Source organism: Roseomonas sp. OT10 (genome assembly GCF_020991085.1).
GTDB lineage: Bacteria > Pseudomonadota > Alphaproteobacteria > Acetobacterales > Acetobacteraceae > Roseomonas > Roseomonas cutis.
Genome location: NZ_CP087719.1, coordinates 923,560 through 936,541, shown reverse-complemented (window position 1 = coordinate 936,541; position 12,982 = coordinate 923,560). Strand labels below are relative to the sequence as shown.

General features: G+C 74.4%; 14 protein-coding genes. 6 read left to right on the top strand and 8 right to left on the bottom strand.

Annotation, left to right across the window (positions count from 1 at the left end; translation table 11 throughout):
• Positions 1 to 4 precede the first annotated feature (4 nt).
• Together LPC08_RS04310 and LPC08_RS04305 are read left to right on the top strand one after the other, a co-directional pair.
• Entirely contained in the window at positions 5 to 1,198 is a 1,194-nt protein-coding gene (locus LPC08_RS04310) for a hypothetical protein (protein ID WP_230451508.1), read from the top strand.
• A 124-nt stretch (positions 1,199 to 1,322) separates the two neighbouring features.
• Positions 1,323 to 1,496, top strand: a complete 174-nt coding sequence (locus LPC08_RS04305; RefSeq protein ID WP_230451507.1) for a peptide chain release factor 1 — start codon at positions 1,323 to 1,325, stop codon at positions 1,494 to 1,496.
• Positions 1,497 to 1,526: 30 nt separating this feature from the next.
• Here LPC08_RS04305 and LPC08_RS04300 read toward each other — a convergent pair whose 3' ends face one another.
• The 6 genes from LPC08_RS04300 to LPC08_RS04275 all read right to left on the bottom strand — a co-directional run bounded on the left by LPC08_RS04300 (position 1,527) and on the right by LPC08_RS04275 (position 7,066).
• Positions 1,527 to 2,339, bottom strand: a complete 813-nt coding sequence (locus LPC08_RS04300) for a TlyA family RNA methyltransferase (RefSeq protein ID WP_441295829.1) — start codon at positions 2,337 to 2,339, stop codon at positions 1,527 to 1,529.
• Between the two features lie 64 nt (positions 2,340 to 2,403).
• Positions 2,404 to 4,323: a 1-deoxy-D-xylulose-5-phosphate synthase gene (gene dxs / locus LPC08_RS04295; RefSeq protein WP_230451506.1), complete on the bottom strand. Its 1,920-nt coding sequence runs from the start codon at positions 4,321 to 4,323 to the stop codon at positions 2,404 to 2,406.
• A gap of 153 nt (positions 4,324 to 4,476) precedes the next feature.
• On the bottom strand, positions 4,477 to 5,388 hold the full coding sequence (locus LPC08_RS04290; protein ID WP_441295828.1) for a polyprenyl synthetase family protein: 912 nt from the start codon (positions 5,386 to 5,388) through the stop codon (positions 4,477 to 4,479).
• A 71-nt stretch (positions 5,389 to 5,459) separates the two neighbouring features.
• On the bottom strand, positions 5,460 to 5,699 hold the full coding sequence (locus tag LPC08_RS04285) for an exodeoxyribonuclease VII small subunit (protein ID WP_230451504.1): 240 nt from the start codon (positions 5,697 to 5,699) through the stop codon (positions 5,460 to 5,462).
• A gap of 165 nt (positions 5,700 to 5,864) precedes the next feature.
• Positions 5,865 to 6,797 carry a histone deacetylase family protein gene (locus tag LPC08_RS04280; RefSeq protein ID WP_230451503.1) on the bottom strand — a complete coding sequence of 311 codons (933 nt, stop codon included), beginning with the start codon at positions 6,795 to 6,797 and terminating at the stop codon, positions 5,865 to 5,867.
• On the bottom strand, positions 6,794 to 7,066 hold the full coding sequence (locus tag LPC08_RS04275) for a sulfurtransferase TusA family protein (protein ID WP_230451502.1): 273 nt from the start codon (positions 7,064 to 7,066) through the stop codon (positions 6,794 to 6,796). Before LPC08_RS04275 ends, LPC08_RS04280 begins: the two co-directional genes overlap by 4 nt.
• Positions 7,067 to 7,211: 145 nt before the next feature.
• Between LPC08_RS04275 and LPC08_RS04270 the strand changes: the two genes are divergently transcribed.
• Positions 7,212 to 8,108, top strand: a complete 897-nt coding sequence (locus LPC08_RS04270) for an ROK family protein (RefSeq protein ID WP_230451501.1) — start codon at positions 7,212 to 7,214, stop codon at positions 8,106 to 8,108.
• Positions 8,109 to 8,237: 129 nt separating this feature from the next.
• Positions 8,238 to 9,500 (top strand): DNA polymerase IV, encoded by a 1,263-nt coding sequence (locus LPC08_RS04265; RefSeq protein ID WP_230451500.1) that lies wholly within the window; start codon positions 8,238 to 8,240, stop codon positions 9,498 to 9,500.
• On the opposite strand, the gene mscL is transcribed toward LPC08_RS04265, so the two are convergent.
• Positions 9,484 to 9,993, bottom strand: coding sequence for a large conductance mechanosensitive channel protein MscL (gene mscL / locus LPC08_RS04260; protein ID WP_230451499.1), 510 nt, complete (start codon positions 9,991 to 9,993; stop codon positions 9,484 to 9,486). The genes LPC08_RS04265 and mscL overlap by 17 nt on opposite strands.
• 195 nt (positions 9,994 to 10,188) lie before the next feature.
• On the opposite strand from mscL, the gene LPC08_RS04255 reads away from it, so the two are divergent.
• Positions 10,189 to 10,671, top strand: coding sequence for a hypothetical protein (locus tag LPC08_RS04255; protein ID WP_230451498.1), 483 nt, complete (start codon positions 10,189 to 10,191; stop codon positions 10,669 to 10,671).
• A 311-nt stretch (positions 10,672 to 10,982) separates the two neighbouring features.
• The gene (locus tag LPC08_RS04250) at positions 10,983 to 11,555 is read left to right on the top strand and encodes a hypothetical protein (RefSeq protein WP_230451497.1); all 573 of its coding nucleotides are present in this window, start codon (positions 10,983 to 10,985) and stop codon (positions 11,553 to 11,555) included.
• A 125-nt stretch (positions 11,556 to 11,680) separates the two neighbouring features.
• Here LPC08_RS04250 and LPC08_RS04245 read toward each other — a convergent pair whose 3' ends face one another.
• The gene (locus LPC08_RS04245; protein WP_230451496.1) at positions 11,681 to 12,982 is read right to left on the bottom strand and encodes a TRAP transporter large permease; all 1,302 of its coding nucleotides are present in this window, start codon (positions 12,980 to 12,982) and stop codon (positions 11,681 to 11,683) included.

Genomic DNA, 12,982 nt, shown 5'->3' with positions numbered 1-12,982 from the left:
ACGGATGCCCGTCGCCGAGCCAGGGGTGGATGCGGCGGCGGTACGCGACTTCCTCGACCTCGTCGGCCGGCCGCTCTGGAACCGGCGCCTGCGCGACCTCGGCCAGGCCATCACCCCCCGCACCCTCGGCGCCCGTGCCGCGCAGCAGCGCCACATGGCCGAGCTGGCCCTGGCGCGCCTCGGCACCCCCGGTGCCCTGGCCGGCGCCACCGCGGCCGAGCGGCGCTTCGTCGCCCTGGCGCAGGAGGCGGTGACCCTGGCCCGCGCGCTGCCCCGCCCCGCCGGCGAGCGGCTGCGGGAGCGCCTCGCCGCCGGGCTGACGGGCCCGGCCTGCCTCATGCCGCTGCTCCACCTGCTGCGCGTCGCCGCGCTGCAACGCGCCCGCGGCTTCACGGTGCATCATGCCGGGCTGATCGACGGCGCGTCCTACGACCTGCTCTGCACCCGGGAGGGCGAGGCGCTGGAGATCGCCTGCGAGACCGTCTCGGCCGAGGATGGCCGGCACATGCCGCGCACCGACTGGTGCGCGCTGGTGGACCGGGTGAACCCCGACCTGCACACCTGGCTGTCCGCCCATCCCGGCCGCTACGTGCTGAAGGTGACGCTGCCCGAGGGGCTGCGCGAGGCGCAGCAGGTCGCGGAACTGCACCGGCGGATCATGGCCCTCCTGGCCGCGCAGCGCCGGCAGGATGCCGATCAGGCGGCGATCCTGAAGCTCGACCCGCTGTTGGTGGCCGGCGCCCAGGCCGCGTTGCCGGGCAGCCTGCGCGCGCAGTTCGGGCCGGAGGCGCATCTGGCCGTGGCGGGCGATCCTTCCGGCGGCAGCGTCTTCGTCATCGCCGCGCGCTCGGGGCGGGAGAACGACATCTCCGCCGCGGTCTGCCGCCGCCTGGCCGCCGCGGCCGCCGGCCGCCTCAGCGGGACGCGGCCGGCGCTGCTGGCCATCTTCCTGGACGACCTGGAGCGCGGCGAGTGGCGGGGCCTGCGCGAGCGGCTGGAGCTGGAGGGCGCGGTGCGCCGCTTCCTGACACGGCCGGAGGCGCGCCCGCTGGTCGCCGTCTCCTGCGCCTCGCGGGCGGAGATGCTGGACCTGCCCGTGCCGGACGCCGCGCCGGATGGCGAGCTGCGCTTCCGCAACCCGTCCCACCCCCAGGCGAGGCTGCCGGCGCTGCTGCCCGCCATCGCCTCCTCCGTGTAGGCGGGCGCCCAACCGGCACGGTACCCCGGCGTTACGGTGCGATGACTTTCGAAATCCTTGGCAATACGGGACACAGTACCATATGCTGCATAGCAGCAAAATTGGCGAGGAGGTTCCTCCCCCGATGACCGAGACGGAGCTGGAGCAGCGCCTTCTGGAACTCGAACGCCTCCTGAACGACCCGGAGACGCGGATGGACCCGGACCGCGTCTGGACCCTCCTGGACGAGGTGTCGCCCTGCGTGCCGCCGGAGATCCCCGCGTTGCCGGCTACGGTCGCGCTGCCGCCCTCCGCCTGACCGCCCGCCGCCCCTGCGCCGGGCGGCGGCTCAGCCGCGCATGGCGGCGATCAGGAACTCGCGGTTCCCCTCCGGCCCGGTGATCGGGCTTTCCGTCACCCCCAGCACCGTCCAGCCCGGCAGCGCCGACCACCAGCGCCGGATCGTCTCGCAGACCGCGCGATGGACGTTCGGGTCGCGCACCACGCCCCCCTTCCCCACCTGCCCCGGCCCTGCCTCGAACTGCGGCTTGATCAGGGCGGCCGCCCAGGCGCCCGGCTCCGCCAGCGCCAGCGCCGCCGGGAGGACGGTGCGCAGGCCGATGAAGGAGGCGTCGCAGACGACGGCGCCCACCGGCTCCGGCACCTGCGTCGCGTCCAGCCAGCGGGCGTTGGTGCGTTCCAGCACGACCACGCGCGGGTCCTGGCGCAGGCTCCAGGCGAGCTGCCCGTGGCCGACATCCACGGCGTAGACCTTCGCCGCGCCGGATTGCAGCAGCACGTCGGTGAAGCCGCCGGTCGAGGCGCCGACATCGACCGCCACGCGCGCCTTCGGGTCCAGCCCGAAATGCGCCAGGGCGTGGGCCAGCTTGATGCCGCCGCGCGAGACCCAGGGATGGTCCTGGCCGCGCACCTCCAGCGGCGTGTCCGGCTTCAGCACCTGGCCGGGCTTGTCCACCCGCGCCTCGCCCGAGAAGACCTTGCCCGCCAGGATCAGCGCCTGCGCGCGGGTGCGGCTCTCCGCCAGGCCGCGATCCACCAGCATCTGGTCGGCCCGCTGCTTCGCGGGCTTCGGGGCGGCGGCCGCGGCCGGGCCGGCTAGGGATTGCGGCACGGCATCCTCCCTCGGGTCGGATCGCAGCATGTCGGATCGCAGCATAGCGCCGGCCGCCCGGCGCGGGGGGCGATCCCCGGTGCCGGCCGGCCGCTCACGCGCGGGCGGGCCGCGCCCCGCTGTCCCGGCCCAGCGCATCGCGCGCCGCCTGGGCGATCTGGGCGGCGCTCAGCCCCGCCTCCTCGTACTGCCGCTTCGGGGCGTTGTGGTCGATGTAGCGGTCCGGCAGCGTCATCGGCCGGAAGCGCAGCCCGCTGTCCAGCAGCCCGGCCCAGGCGAGGTGGTGCGCCACCATGCTGCCGAAGCCGCCGGTCGCCCCTTCCTCCACGGTCAGCAGCACGGCGTGGTGCCGCGCGAGCTGCTCCACCAACGCGGTATCGAGCGGCTTGGCGAATCGGGCATCGGCCACGGTGCAGGACAGGCCCTGCGTCGCCAGCTCCTCGGCGGCCAGCAGGGCCTCGGCGAGCCGGGTGCCATAGGAGAGGATGGCCACCGCCGTCCCCTCGCGCAGGATGCGGCCCTTGCCGATCGGCAGCACCTCGCCCCGCGCCGGCAGGGCGAGGCCGGTGCCCTCGCCGCGCGGGTAGCGGAAGGCGATGGGGCCGGCATCGTGGGCGGCGGCGGTGGCGGTCATGTGGACCAGCTCCACCTCGTCGGCCGGCGCCATCAGCACCATGTTCGGCAGGCAGCCGAGATAGGCGATGTCGTAGGCGCCCGCATGCGTCGCGCCATCGGCGCCCACCAGACCGGCGCGGTCGAGCGCGAAGCGGACGGGCAGGTTCTGCAGCGCCACGTCGTGCATCACCTGGTCGTAGGCGCGCTGGAGGAAGGTCGAGTAGATCGCGCAGAAGGGCCGCATCCCTTCCGTCGCCATGCCGGCGGCGAAGGTGACGGCGTGCTGCTCGGCGATGCCCACGTCGAAGGTGCGGTCGGGGAAGCGCTTGCCGAAGGCATCGAGCCCCGTGCCGGAGGGCATGGCGGCGGTGACGGCCACGATGCGCGGGTCGTGCTCCGCCTCGGCGATCAGGGCGTTCGCGAAGACCTTGGTATAGGCGGGCGGGCCGGGCGGGGCCTTCTGCTGCTCGCCCGTGACGACGTTGAACTTCTGCACGCCGTGGTACTTGTCGGCCGAGGCCTCGGCGGGCGCGTAGCCCTTGCCCTTCTGCGTCACGACGTGGAGCAGGACGGGATGCGCCTCCTCCGCATCGCGCAGGTTGCGCAGCACGGGTAGCAGGTGGTCGAGGTCGTGCCCGTCGATGGGGCCGACGTAGTAGAAGCCCAGCTCCTCGAACAGCGTGCCGCCGGTCAGCATGCCGCGGGCATACTCGTCCGCGCGCTCCGCCGCCTTGGCCAGCGGCGCGGGGAAGCGCTTGGCGACCCGCGCCATCACCTCGCGCACGGAGAGGAAGGGGCGCGAGGAGATGGTGCGCGAGAGATAGGCGGAGAGCGCGCCCACGGGCGGGGCGATCGACATGTCGTTGTCGTTCAGCACGACGATCAGGCGGGACTTCATCGCGCCCGCGTTGTTCATCGCCTCATAGGCCATGCCGGCGCTCATCGCGCCGTCGCCGATGACGGCGATCACCTGGCGGTCGTCGCCCTTCAGGTCGCGCGCCACCGCCATGCCCAGCCCGGCCGAGATGGAGGTCGAGGAATGCGCCGCGCCGAAGGGGTCGTACTCGCTCTCCGACCGTCGGGTGAAGCCGGACAGCCCGCCCGGCTGGCGCAGGGTGCGGATGCGGTCGCGCCGGCCGGTGAGGATCTTGTGCGGATAGGCCTGGTGCCCGACATCCCAGATCAGCCGGTCGCGCGGCGTGTCGAAGACGGCGTGGAGGGCCACCGTCAGCTCCACCACGCCGAGGCTGGCGCCCAGATGCCCACCCGTGGTGCTGACCGCGTCGATCGTCTCCGCCCGCAGCTCGTCGGCGACCTGCCGCAGCTGCTCGCCCGAGAAGTTGCGCAGGTCGGAAGGCACCCGGACACGGTCGAGCAGCGGGGTGCGGGGTCGTGGCATCAGATCATTCTCCGACCGGACCGGGGGCAGCACCCCGGCCTCTGCTTCCTGGCCCGGCGATGCGGCGCCGGTCCGACGGGGCGGGACCAGGCCGCGGCGGACCCTCCACGGGGCGGGCCCCCGCTCCGGGCGCCACCGCCTTCCGGCCTCGGCTCAGGCGCGCCTCGCGATCACGAAATCCGCCAGGGCGCGCAGCAGCCCGGCCTCCCCGCCCATCCCGTCGAGATGCGCCTTGGCCTGCTCCACCAGCCGCTCCGCCTGGGCGGCGGCACGCCCGGCGCCCAGCAGCCCGACCAGCGTCGCCTTGCCCGCCCCGGCATCCTTGCCGGTGCGCTTGCCCGCCTCCGCCTCCGTCGCCGTGGCGTCCAGCAGGTCGTCGGCGATCTGGAAGGCGGCGCCGATGTCGTGGCCATAGGCGGCCAGCGCCACCCGCTGCGGATGCGGCGCCTTGCCCAGGATGGCCCCGGCCTCGGCCGAGAACTCGATCAGCTTGCCGGTCTTCAGCAGTTGCAGCCGGGCCACGGCGGCTTCGCCCAGCGGCTCCGTCGCCGCCTCGGCCAGCATGTCCAGCATCTGCCCGCCGCACATGCCGCGCGCCCCGGCCGCCTGGGCCAGGCGCAGGCAGAGCTCGGCCCGCACCGCCGGGTCGGAATGCGTGTCCGGCGCCGCCAGCACGGCGAAGGCCTGGGTCTGCAGGGCATCGCCGGCCAGGATCGCGGTCGCCTCGTCCCACTGCTTGTGCACCGTCGGCCGGCCGCGGCGCAGGTCGTCGTCGTCCATCGCCGGCAGGTCGTCATGCACCAGGGAATAGGCGTGCAGCATCTCGATCGCCGCGGCGACCCGCAGGGCGGAGGCGCGGGCGACCCGGAACTGCCGCGCGCCTTCCAGCACCAGGAAGCCGCGCAGCCGCTTGCCCCCGCCCATGGCGGCATGGCGCATGGCCGCCAGCAGCGGCGCCTCCGGCCCCTCCGCGGGCGGCAGCAGGGTGTCCAGCGCCTCCTCGATCTCCGCCTGCGCCTCGGCCAGGGCGGCCGCCAGGGCCTCGCTCATGCCCGTCCGGTCCATGCCCGTCCGGTCCGTGCCCGTCCGGTCCGTGCCCGTCCGGTCCGTGCCCCCCGGGCCTGTCTCCGCGTCGCTCACTCGTCCATCTCGCGCAGGGCGGGGCCGGCGGCGCCGGGGACGATGGCCTGCACCCGCTGCTCCGCCTCGCTCAGCTTGCGCTCGCAATGGGCGCGCAGCGCGGTGCCGCGGGTATAGGCGCCGATCGCCTCCTCCAGCGGGGCCTCGCCCCGTTCCAGCCCGCGCACGATGCCCTCCAGCTCGCGCAGCGCCTCCTCGAAGCTCAGGCTCTCCACGGGCGGGGCGTCGGTCGTCATGCTCTGCTCATCCGGCATGCCCCGGACCATACAGGCGACGGCGTGCCGGTCCAGAGGCGGGGTAGCAGCCTACCGGCGCCCCTCCGGCGGCGGGCCGGGCCGGGCGGCCGCCTCACGCCATCGTGCGGGCCGTGCGCAGGGGCCGGAATCGAGGGCCGCGCCGCCTCACGCCTCCATCAGGGCGCGGACATGGACGGCGGTGGAGCGGGCCAGGGCCTGGACGTCGTAGCCCCCCTCCAGCATCGAGACGACGCGGCCGCCGCAGACCCGCTGCGCCACGTTGCAGATGGCGCGCGTCACCCAGTCGAAATCCGCTTCCTGGAGGCGGAGCTGGGCGAGGGGGTCGCGGGCATGGGCGTCGAAGCCGGCCGAGACCAGGATCAGCCCGGGGGCGAAGGCCTCCAGCGCCGGCAGCACGATGTCGCGCCAGACGGCGCGGAACTCCTCGCCCTTGGTGCCGGGCACCAGCGGGGCGTTGACGATGTTGCCCGCCACCCCGCGCTCCCGGGCCGAGCCGGTGCCGGGGTAGAGCGGCATCTGGTGCGAGGAGGCGAAGAACAGGTCCGGCGCATCCCAGAACGCCGCCTGGGTGCCGTTGCCGTGGTGGACGTCGAAATCCACCACCGCGACGCGCGCGACGCCGTGCGCGGCCTGGGCATGGCGGGCGGCGACGGCGATGTTGGAGAACAGGCAGAAGCCCATGGCACGGTCCGGCTCGGCATGGTGGCCGGGCGGGCGGACGGCACAGAAGGCCCGGCGGAACTCGCCGCGCAGCACCGCGTCCACCGCGGCGATGCCGGCCCCGGCGGCGCGCAACGCCGCCTCGGCGCTGCCCGCGCTCATCAGCGTGTCGCCGTCCAGCGGCACGCGTTCCTCCCCTGTGGGGCGGATGGCGAGCACCGCCTCCACATGGGCGGCCGGATGGACGCGGCAGAGCTGCTCCACCGTCGCCAGCGGCGCCTCCTCCCGCACCAGGGTCGAGAAGGCCTGCGCCTCCAGCGCCTGCATCACCGCCCGCAGGCGCTCCGGGCATTCGGGGTGGTCCGGCCCCATGTCGTGCGACAGGCAGGCGCGATGGGTGAGGAGGAGCAGGCTCATGGCGCGGGTTTCGGCGCGGCCGCCGCCTCGGCCGAGGGCGCGTCCTCCCGCTTGCGCAGGGTGAAGCGGTAGAGGCCCTGGCCCTCGCTGAAGCCGACCAGCGCATGGCCCGTCTCCCGCGCATAGGCCTGGAAGTCCTTCACGCTGGCGGGGTCGGTGGCGAGCACCGTCAGGCGCGCCCCGGGCGGCAGGCCGCGCAGCGCCTTGTTGGCCTTGAGCACCGGCAGCGGGCAGGTCAGGCCCTGTACGTCGAGCACCGTCTCGCTCATCCCGCGCGCCTCTCCATGGCCTCCCGCGCGAGTCCATCACCCGGCCGGGGCGCTGTCCAGCGCCGGCCACGCCCCGCCCGGCGCCGGTCCTTTCCCGCCATGGGCCGATCGGGCACATCTGGCCGCGGATGGGAGGGGGCGCGGCATGCGGATCCGGCTGGGCATCGATCTGGGCGGCACCAAGACGGAGATCGTCGCCCTGGACGGGGCGGGGAAGGTCGTGCTGCGCCGCCGCCGGCCCACCCCCGGCCCCTATGCCGGCATCGTCGACGCCATGGCGGCGCTGGTGGAGGAGGCGGAGCGGGAGCTGGGCGCGCGGGGCACGGTCGGCGTCGGCATCCCCGGCAGCATCAGCCCCGCCACCGGGCTGGTCCGCAACGCCAACACCCAGGCCCTGAACGGGCAGGCGCTGGACCGCGACCTGGCGGCCGCGCTGGGGCGGGAGGTGCGGGTGATGAACGACGCCAACTGCCTGGCGATGAGCGAGGCGGCGGATGGCGCCGGCGCGGGCTTCCCGGTGGTCTTCGCGGTCATCCTGGGCACCGGCTGCGGCGGCGGCATCATCGTGCACGGCCGGCCGCTGGACGGGCTGAACCGCGTGGCGGGCGAATGGGGCCATACCCCCCTGCCCTGGATGCGGCCGGAGGAGCTGCCGGGCACCACCTGCTGGTGCGGCCGGCCCAACTGCCTGGAGACCTACCTCTCCGGCCCCGGCCTCGCCTGCGACACGGACGGGCCGGGCCACCGGGACGCCTCCCGGCTGGAGGACCGCGCCGCCACCGGCGACGCCGCCGCCCGCGCCGGGCTGGAACGCCATGCCGACCGGCTGGCCCGCGCCCTGGCGAGCCTGGTGAACGTGCTGGACCCGGACGTGATCGTGCTGGGCGGCGGCGTGTCCAACCTGCCCCGCCTCTACGAGCAGGTGCCCAGGCTGATGGCGCCCTGGATCTTCGGCGATGCCAAGGCGGTGAACCTGCGCCGGGCGCGGCACGGCGACAGCTCCGGCGTCTTCGGCGCCGCCCGGCTCTGGGACCACGGCTGACCCCGCCCGGCTCCCGCCCCGTGCTGCCCGGGCGCGGGACCGGGGACGCCGCCGGGGCGGCGCATCGGCGCGGCCGGCCACGCGCCAGGATGCTGGCGGGACTCCGGGCCGCCGGCCTATGACGCGGCGATGCCCGCGCTCTGCCGCGACTGCCTGGCCCGGACGGAGGGCGCCGCCCTGCGCTGCGCCGGCTGCGGCGGGCGGCGGCTGGTCGCGCATCCGGAGCTGTTCGACCTCACCGTCGCGCATATCGACTGCGACGCCTTCTTCGCCAGCGTCGAGAAGCGCGACCGGCCGGAGCTACGGGCGCGGCCGGTGATCGTCGGCGGCGGGAAGCGCGGCGTCGTCTCCGCCGCCTGCTACGTCGCGCGCACCCGCGGCGTGCGCTCCGCCATGCCGATGTTCAAGGCGCTGGCCGCCTGTCCCGACGCGGTGGTGGTGAAGCCGGATTTCGCGAAGTACGTCGCCGCCTCCCGCCAGGTGCGCGGGCTGATGGAATCCCTCACGCCCCTGGTCCAGCCGCTCTCCATCGACGAGGCGGTGCTGGACCTGCGCGGCACGGAGGCCCTGCACCGCGCCCCCGCCGCCGCCACCCTGGCGCGCTTCGCCCTGGCGGTGGAGCGGGAGGTGGGGGTGACGGTCTCCGTCGGCCTCGCCGCCAACCGGCTGCTCGCCAAGATCGCGGTGGAGCGCGACAAGCCGCGCGGCTTCGCCGTGATCGGAGCGGCGGAGGCGCCGGCGCTGCTGGCGGGGGAGCCGGTGACGCTGCTGCCCGGCGTCGGGCCGGCGCTGGCGCGCCGGCTGTCCGCCGCCGGCTTCGCCACGCTGGGGCAGTTGCAGGCGCTCTCCCCGCGCGAGGCACTGCGGCGGCTGGGCGAGGACGGGCCAGCCCTGGTCGCCCGCGCCCGGGGCGAGGATTCGCGGCCCGTGCAGCCGGGGCGCGACACCAAGTCGGTCAGCGCCGAGACCACCTTCGAGACGGACCTCGTGCGCGCCGATTCGCTGGAGCCGGCGCTGTGGCGGCTGTGCGAGAAGGTCGCCCGCCGCCTGGCGGAGAAGCGGCTGGCCGCGGGCGGGGTGGTGCTGAAGCTGAAGACGGCGAACTTCGCGCTGCGCACGCGCAACGCGCGCCTCGCCTCGCCCTCGCTGGTGCCGGAGACGCTCTTCGCCGCCGCCCGGCCGCTGCTGGCGCGGGAGGCGGACGGGACGGCCTTCCGCCTGATCGGCATCGGCGCGCAGCCGGTGGTGGATGCGGCGGAGGCCGATCGCGGCGACCTCGCCGATCCGGACGCGCCGAAGCGGGCGGCGCGCTGGCAGGCGATGGAGGCCCTGCGCGCCCGCTTCGGGGAGGATGCGGTGCGCGCAGGGCGGTCGATCAGGCGATCGGGTTAGGGTTCGCCGGCCCCGGCGGCGGCAGGACGGCGGCCACGGGCGGACGGCCCTTCAGCTCGTCGCGGATCTCCATCAGCAGCGTCTCCGTCAGGGTCGGCTCGGGCGGCCCCTTCGGCTCCTCCTTGGCCTTGGTCAGCCCGGCGCGGGCCAGGACCTTCAGCAGCCAGAAGATCGCCATGGCGACGATCAGGAACTTGATCACCGCGTTGATGAACTGGCCGATGGCGATCACCGCGGCGCCGCTGTCGCGCGTGGCCTGCAGGGACGGGGCGCGCTCGCCGCGCAGGACGATGAACAGGTTGGAGAAGTCGATTCCGCCGACCAGCAGGCCGATGACCGGGTTGATGATGTCCTCGACGAGGCTGCCGACGATGGTGGTGAAGGCCGCGCCGATCACCACGCCGACGGCGAGATCGAGGACGTTGCCGCGGGTGATGAACGCCTTGAACTCCCGGAGCCAGGCGGGCTCCCGCAGGGAAATGGGGGGCTGCATGGTGGTTCTCCTCGTCACTTTGACCGATTCGCCGGCCCATGCGGCCACACTGCACCGCATCGCGCCAGCATCCCGGCGTCCAGGGCCGGCGTCCAGGGCTGGAGGCCGGGCAGGGCGGCAACCTCGCGCGCGGCGCCACGTTGCCGTCGCAGCCGCCCGCCACCCCCGGCAGCGGCGGCAACAGCAGGAGTCCCGATGTTCCGCACCGCCACCGCCGCTGCCCTGGCCCTCGCGCTCGGCAGCTGGGCTGTGTCCGCCGAAGCGCAGACGATGCAGCCGACCGGCCGGGACAGCCATGTCTCCACCACCATGCCCGGCATGGGCGCCTCGCCCGCCGATCAGAGCAACAGCGCCTCCGCCCGCACCACCGGCGGCGGCATGGGCGCCACCCGGACCTCCCGCCCTGGCATGGGCGCCTCGCCCACCGACCAGAGCAACAGCGCCTCGGCACGCGCCACGCCGCGGGTGCGGGTCAACCGGAACGTGCCGGTCCATGGCGGGCCGGCGATCAACAGCAGCAACAGCGTCTCGGCCGCGGGCGGGCCGGGCACCGGTCCGGTCGCGACGCGCAGCCAGCGTCGCGGAACGCGCGCCACGGCCAGTGCCGATGGCGTGTACATGGGCGGCGGCGGCGTGTTCCAGCGCGGCCCGGATGGCCGCCTCCAGCCAGTCAACTGACGGACGGGGGCACGCTCGGCGAAGACGGGCCTCTCCGGGCCCGGCTTTGCCGTGCGGCACCGCAATGCAGCACCAGCCTCCATGCTGCCCCTTGTGGCAACACGGGCGGTATCGCCAGGATCATAGTCCAGAGACGGCGAATCGATTTGCCGCAGCGACATCCGGGCCATGGAACCGTCCGGAAGCCCGACCATCCGGGGACATGCAGCGCAGCAGGGGCGTGACGGTCATGATCCGCCGCCTTGCAGTTGCAGGAAGCCGGATCATACTGTCCCGGCAATAAGGCCGTCCTGTTTTTGGGAGAGACCACGATGAGTAAGCGTACCACCTACGGCAGCGCCACAGCGGCGGCCCTGGTTCTGGCTCTCGCCAGCTGGGGCGCGGCGGCGCAGCAGCCGACTCCGCCGATCCAGCCGCCGGGCGCGGACACGCGCGTGCCGACGGCGCTGCCCGGCGTCGGCGCCAGCCCGATGGACCAGAGCAACAGCGCCTCGGCGCGGAGCACGGGTCGTGGGCTCGGCACGGTGCCGACGACGCAGAACACGCCGGGCGCCAGCCCGATGGACCAGAGCCGCAGCGCCTCGGCCAGCGGCAACCCGCGCGTCCGGGTGAACCGCGGCGCGGGCGGCTTCGGCAGCGGCGGCCCGCAGGTCAATGACGGCAACAGCGTCTCCGCCACCGGCGGCCCCGGCACGGGCCAGTTCGTGCCGCGCTCCCGCCGCCGCGGCGTCGCGCCGGAGCCGGCGCCCGCAGCGGCCCCGGCCGCCCCCGCGCCGACCTACGGCAGCATGCCCGCCCATACGGGCAGCATGAACTCCGCCTTCATGGGCGGCGGCGGCGTCTTCGAGCGCGGCCCGGACGGCACGCTCCGCCCGGTGAACTGACACCGGACGGGCCGGCCCCGGCCGGCCCGGAACCGGCGATGCGGGACGCCGTCCCCGGCAGCAGCCGGGGGCGGCGTTTCCTTTTTCGCCGCCCCGTTTTCGCCGCCCCGTTTCACCCCCGCGATTCAGCGCGACAGCAGCACGTCCGGCAGCCAGGTGACGAGCACGGGGAAGACGGTGCAGATCGCCACCGTCAGCACCAGCATCAGGAAGAAGGGCAGCGAGGCCCAGGCGACGTCCGTCTGCTCCCGCCCCGTCATGGTCTGCATGACGAACAGGTTGAAGCCGACCGGCGGCGTGATTTCGGCGATCTCGACCAGCAGCACGATGAAGATGCCGAACCAGACCAAGTCGAAGCCGGCATGCTGGACCATCGGCACGACGATCGAGGTGGTGAGCACGATCATCGACACGCCGTCCAGCGCCGTGCCCAGGACCACGTAGACCACCGTCAGCAGGGCGATGATGCCGTAGGGGCCGAGGTCGAGCGCCGCCACCGCCTGGGCCAGCGCGGCCGGGATGCCCGTCAGCGCCATGGCCTTGGTGAGGAAGGCAGCGCCGGCCAGGATGAACATGATCATGCAGGAGAGCCGCGTCGCGCCGGCCAGGCTGTCGAGGAAGGAGCGCCAGCTCAACATCCCCGTCACCGCCGCCAGGACCAGGCTGCCCAGCACGCCGAAGGCCGCGGCCTCCGTCGCCGTCGCCCAGCCGACGAACATGGTGCCGATCACGGCGACGATCAGCAGCGCGCAGGGGATGAGCTGGGCGGAGGCGCGCAGCTTCTCGCCCAGCCCCATGCGCGGCTCCGGCGGCGGCTGCTTGGCCGGATTCAGCAGCGCCCAGACGATGATGTAGGCGCTGAACAGCCCCATCACGATGGCACCGGGGATCATGCCGGCGAGGAAGACGCGCACGATCGAGACCTCCGCCGCCACGGCGTAGACGACCATGATGATCGAGGGCGGGATCAGGATGCCCAGCGTGCCGGAGGTGGCGAGGCTGCCGATCGCCGTGTCCTCGTCATAGCCGCGCCGCCTCAGCTCCGGCAGCGCGATCTTGGAGACGGTGGCGCAGGTCGCGGCGGAGGAGCCGGAGACGCTGCCGAAGATGCCGCAGGCCAGGATGTTGACGTGCAGCAGCCGGCCGGGGATGCGCCGCACCCAGGGCGAGAGGCCGTTGAACAGCTCCTCGCTCAACTTCGTGCGGAACAGGATCTCGCCCATCCAGACGAACATCGGCAGAGCGGCGAGCGTCCAGGAGCCGGTGCTCTCCCACATCGCGGCGGCGAGGAAGGTGCCGGGCTGCGGATGGACCAGGGCGGTCGCGACCCAGCCCACCCCGGTCAGGGCGAGGGCGATCCACAGCCCGGCGCCCAGCAGCAGGCAGAGCAGGAAGAGCAGCAGCAGCGAGAGGGTCAGCAGGTCCAA

What these genes read in the sequence shown, in the direction of transcription:
- LPC08_RS04310 (WP_230451508.1), top strand. Translation starts at nt 5, where the DNA reads ATGCCCGTCGCCGAGCCAGGGGTGGATGCGGCGGCGGTACGCGACTTC.
- LPC08_RS04305 (WP_230451507.1), top strand. Translation starts at nt 1,323, where the DNA reads ATGACCGAGACGGAGCTGGAGCAGCGCCTTCTGGAACTCGAACGCCTC.
- LPC08_RS04300 (WP_441295829.1), bottom strand. Translation starts at nt 2,339, where the DNA reads ATGCTGCGATCCGACCCGAGGGAGGATGCCGTGCCGCAATCCCTAGCC.
- dxs (WP_230451506.1), bottom strand. Translation starts at nt 4,323, where the DNA reads ATGCCACGACCCCGCACCCCGCTGCTCGACCGTGTCCGGGTGCCTTCC.
- LPC08_RS04290 (WP_441295828.1), bottom strand. Translation starts at nt 5,388, where the DNA reads ATGGACCGGACGGGCATGAGCGAGGCCCTGGCGGCCGCCCTGGCCGAG.
- LPC08_RS04285 (WP_230451504.1), bottom strand. Translation starts at nt 5,699, where the DNA reads ATGACGACCGACGCCCCGCCCGTGGAGAGCCTGAGCTTCGAGGAGGCG.
- LPC08_RS04280 (WP_230451503.1), bottom strand. Translation starts at nt 6,797, where the DNA reads ATGAGCCTGCTCCTCCTCACCCATCGCGCCTGCCTGTCGCACGACATG.
- LPC08_RS04275 (WP_230451502.1), bottom strand. Translation starts at nt 7,066, where the DNA reads ATGAGCGAGACGGTGCTCGACGTACAGGGCCTGACCTGCCCGCTGCCG.
- LPC08_RS04270 (WP_230451501.1), top strand. Translation starts at nt 7,212, where the DNA reads ATGCGGATCCGGCTGGGCATCGATCTGGGCGGCACCAAGACGGAGATC.
- LPC08_RS04265 (WP_230451500.1), top strand. Translation starts at nt 8,238, where the DNA reads ATGCCCGCGCTCTGCCGCGACTGCCTGGCCCGGACGGAGGGCGCCGCC.
- mscL (WP_230451499.1), bottom strand. Translation starts at nt 9,993, where the DNA reads ATGCAGCCCCCCATTTCCCTGCGGGAGCCCGCCTGGCTCCGGGAGTTC.
- LPC08_RS04255 (WP_230451498.1), top strand. Translation starts at nt 10,189, where the DNA reads ATGTTCCGCACCGCCACCGCCGCTGCCCTGGCCCTCGCGCTCGGCAGC.
- LPC08_RS04250 (WP_230451497.1), top strand. Translation starts at nt 10,983, where the DNA reads ATGAGTAAGCGTACCACCTACGGCAGCGCCACAGCGGCGGCCCTGGTT.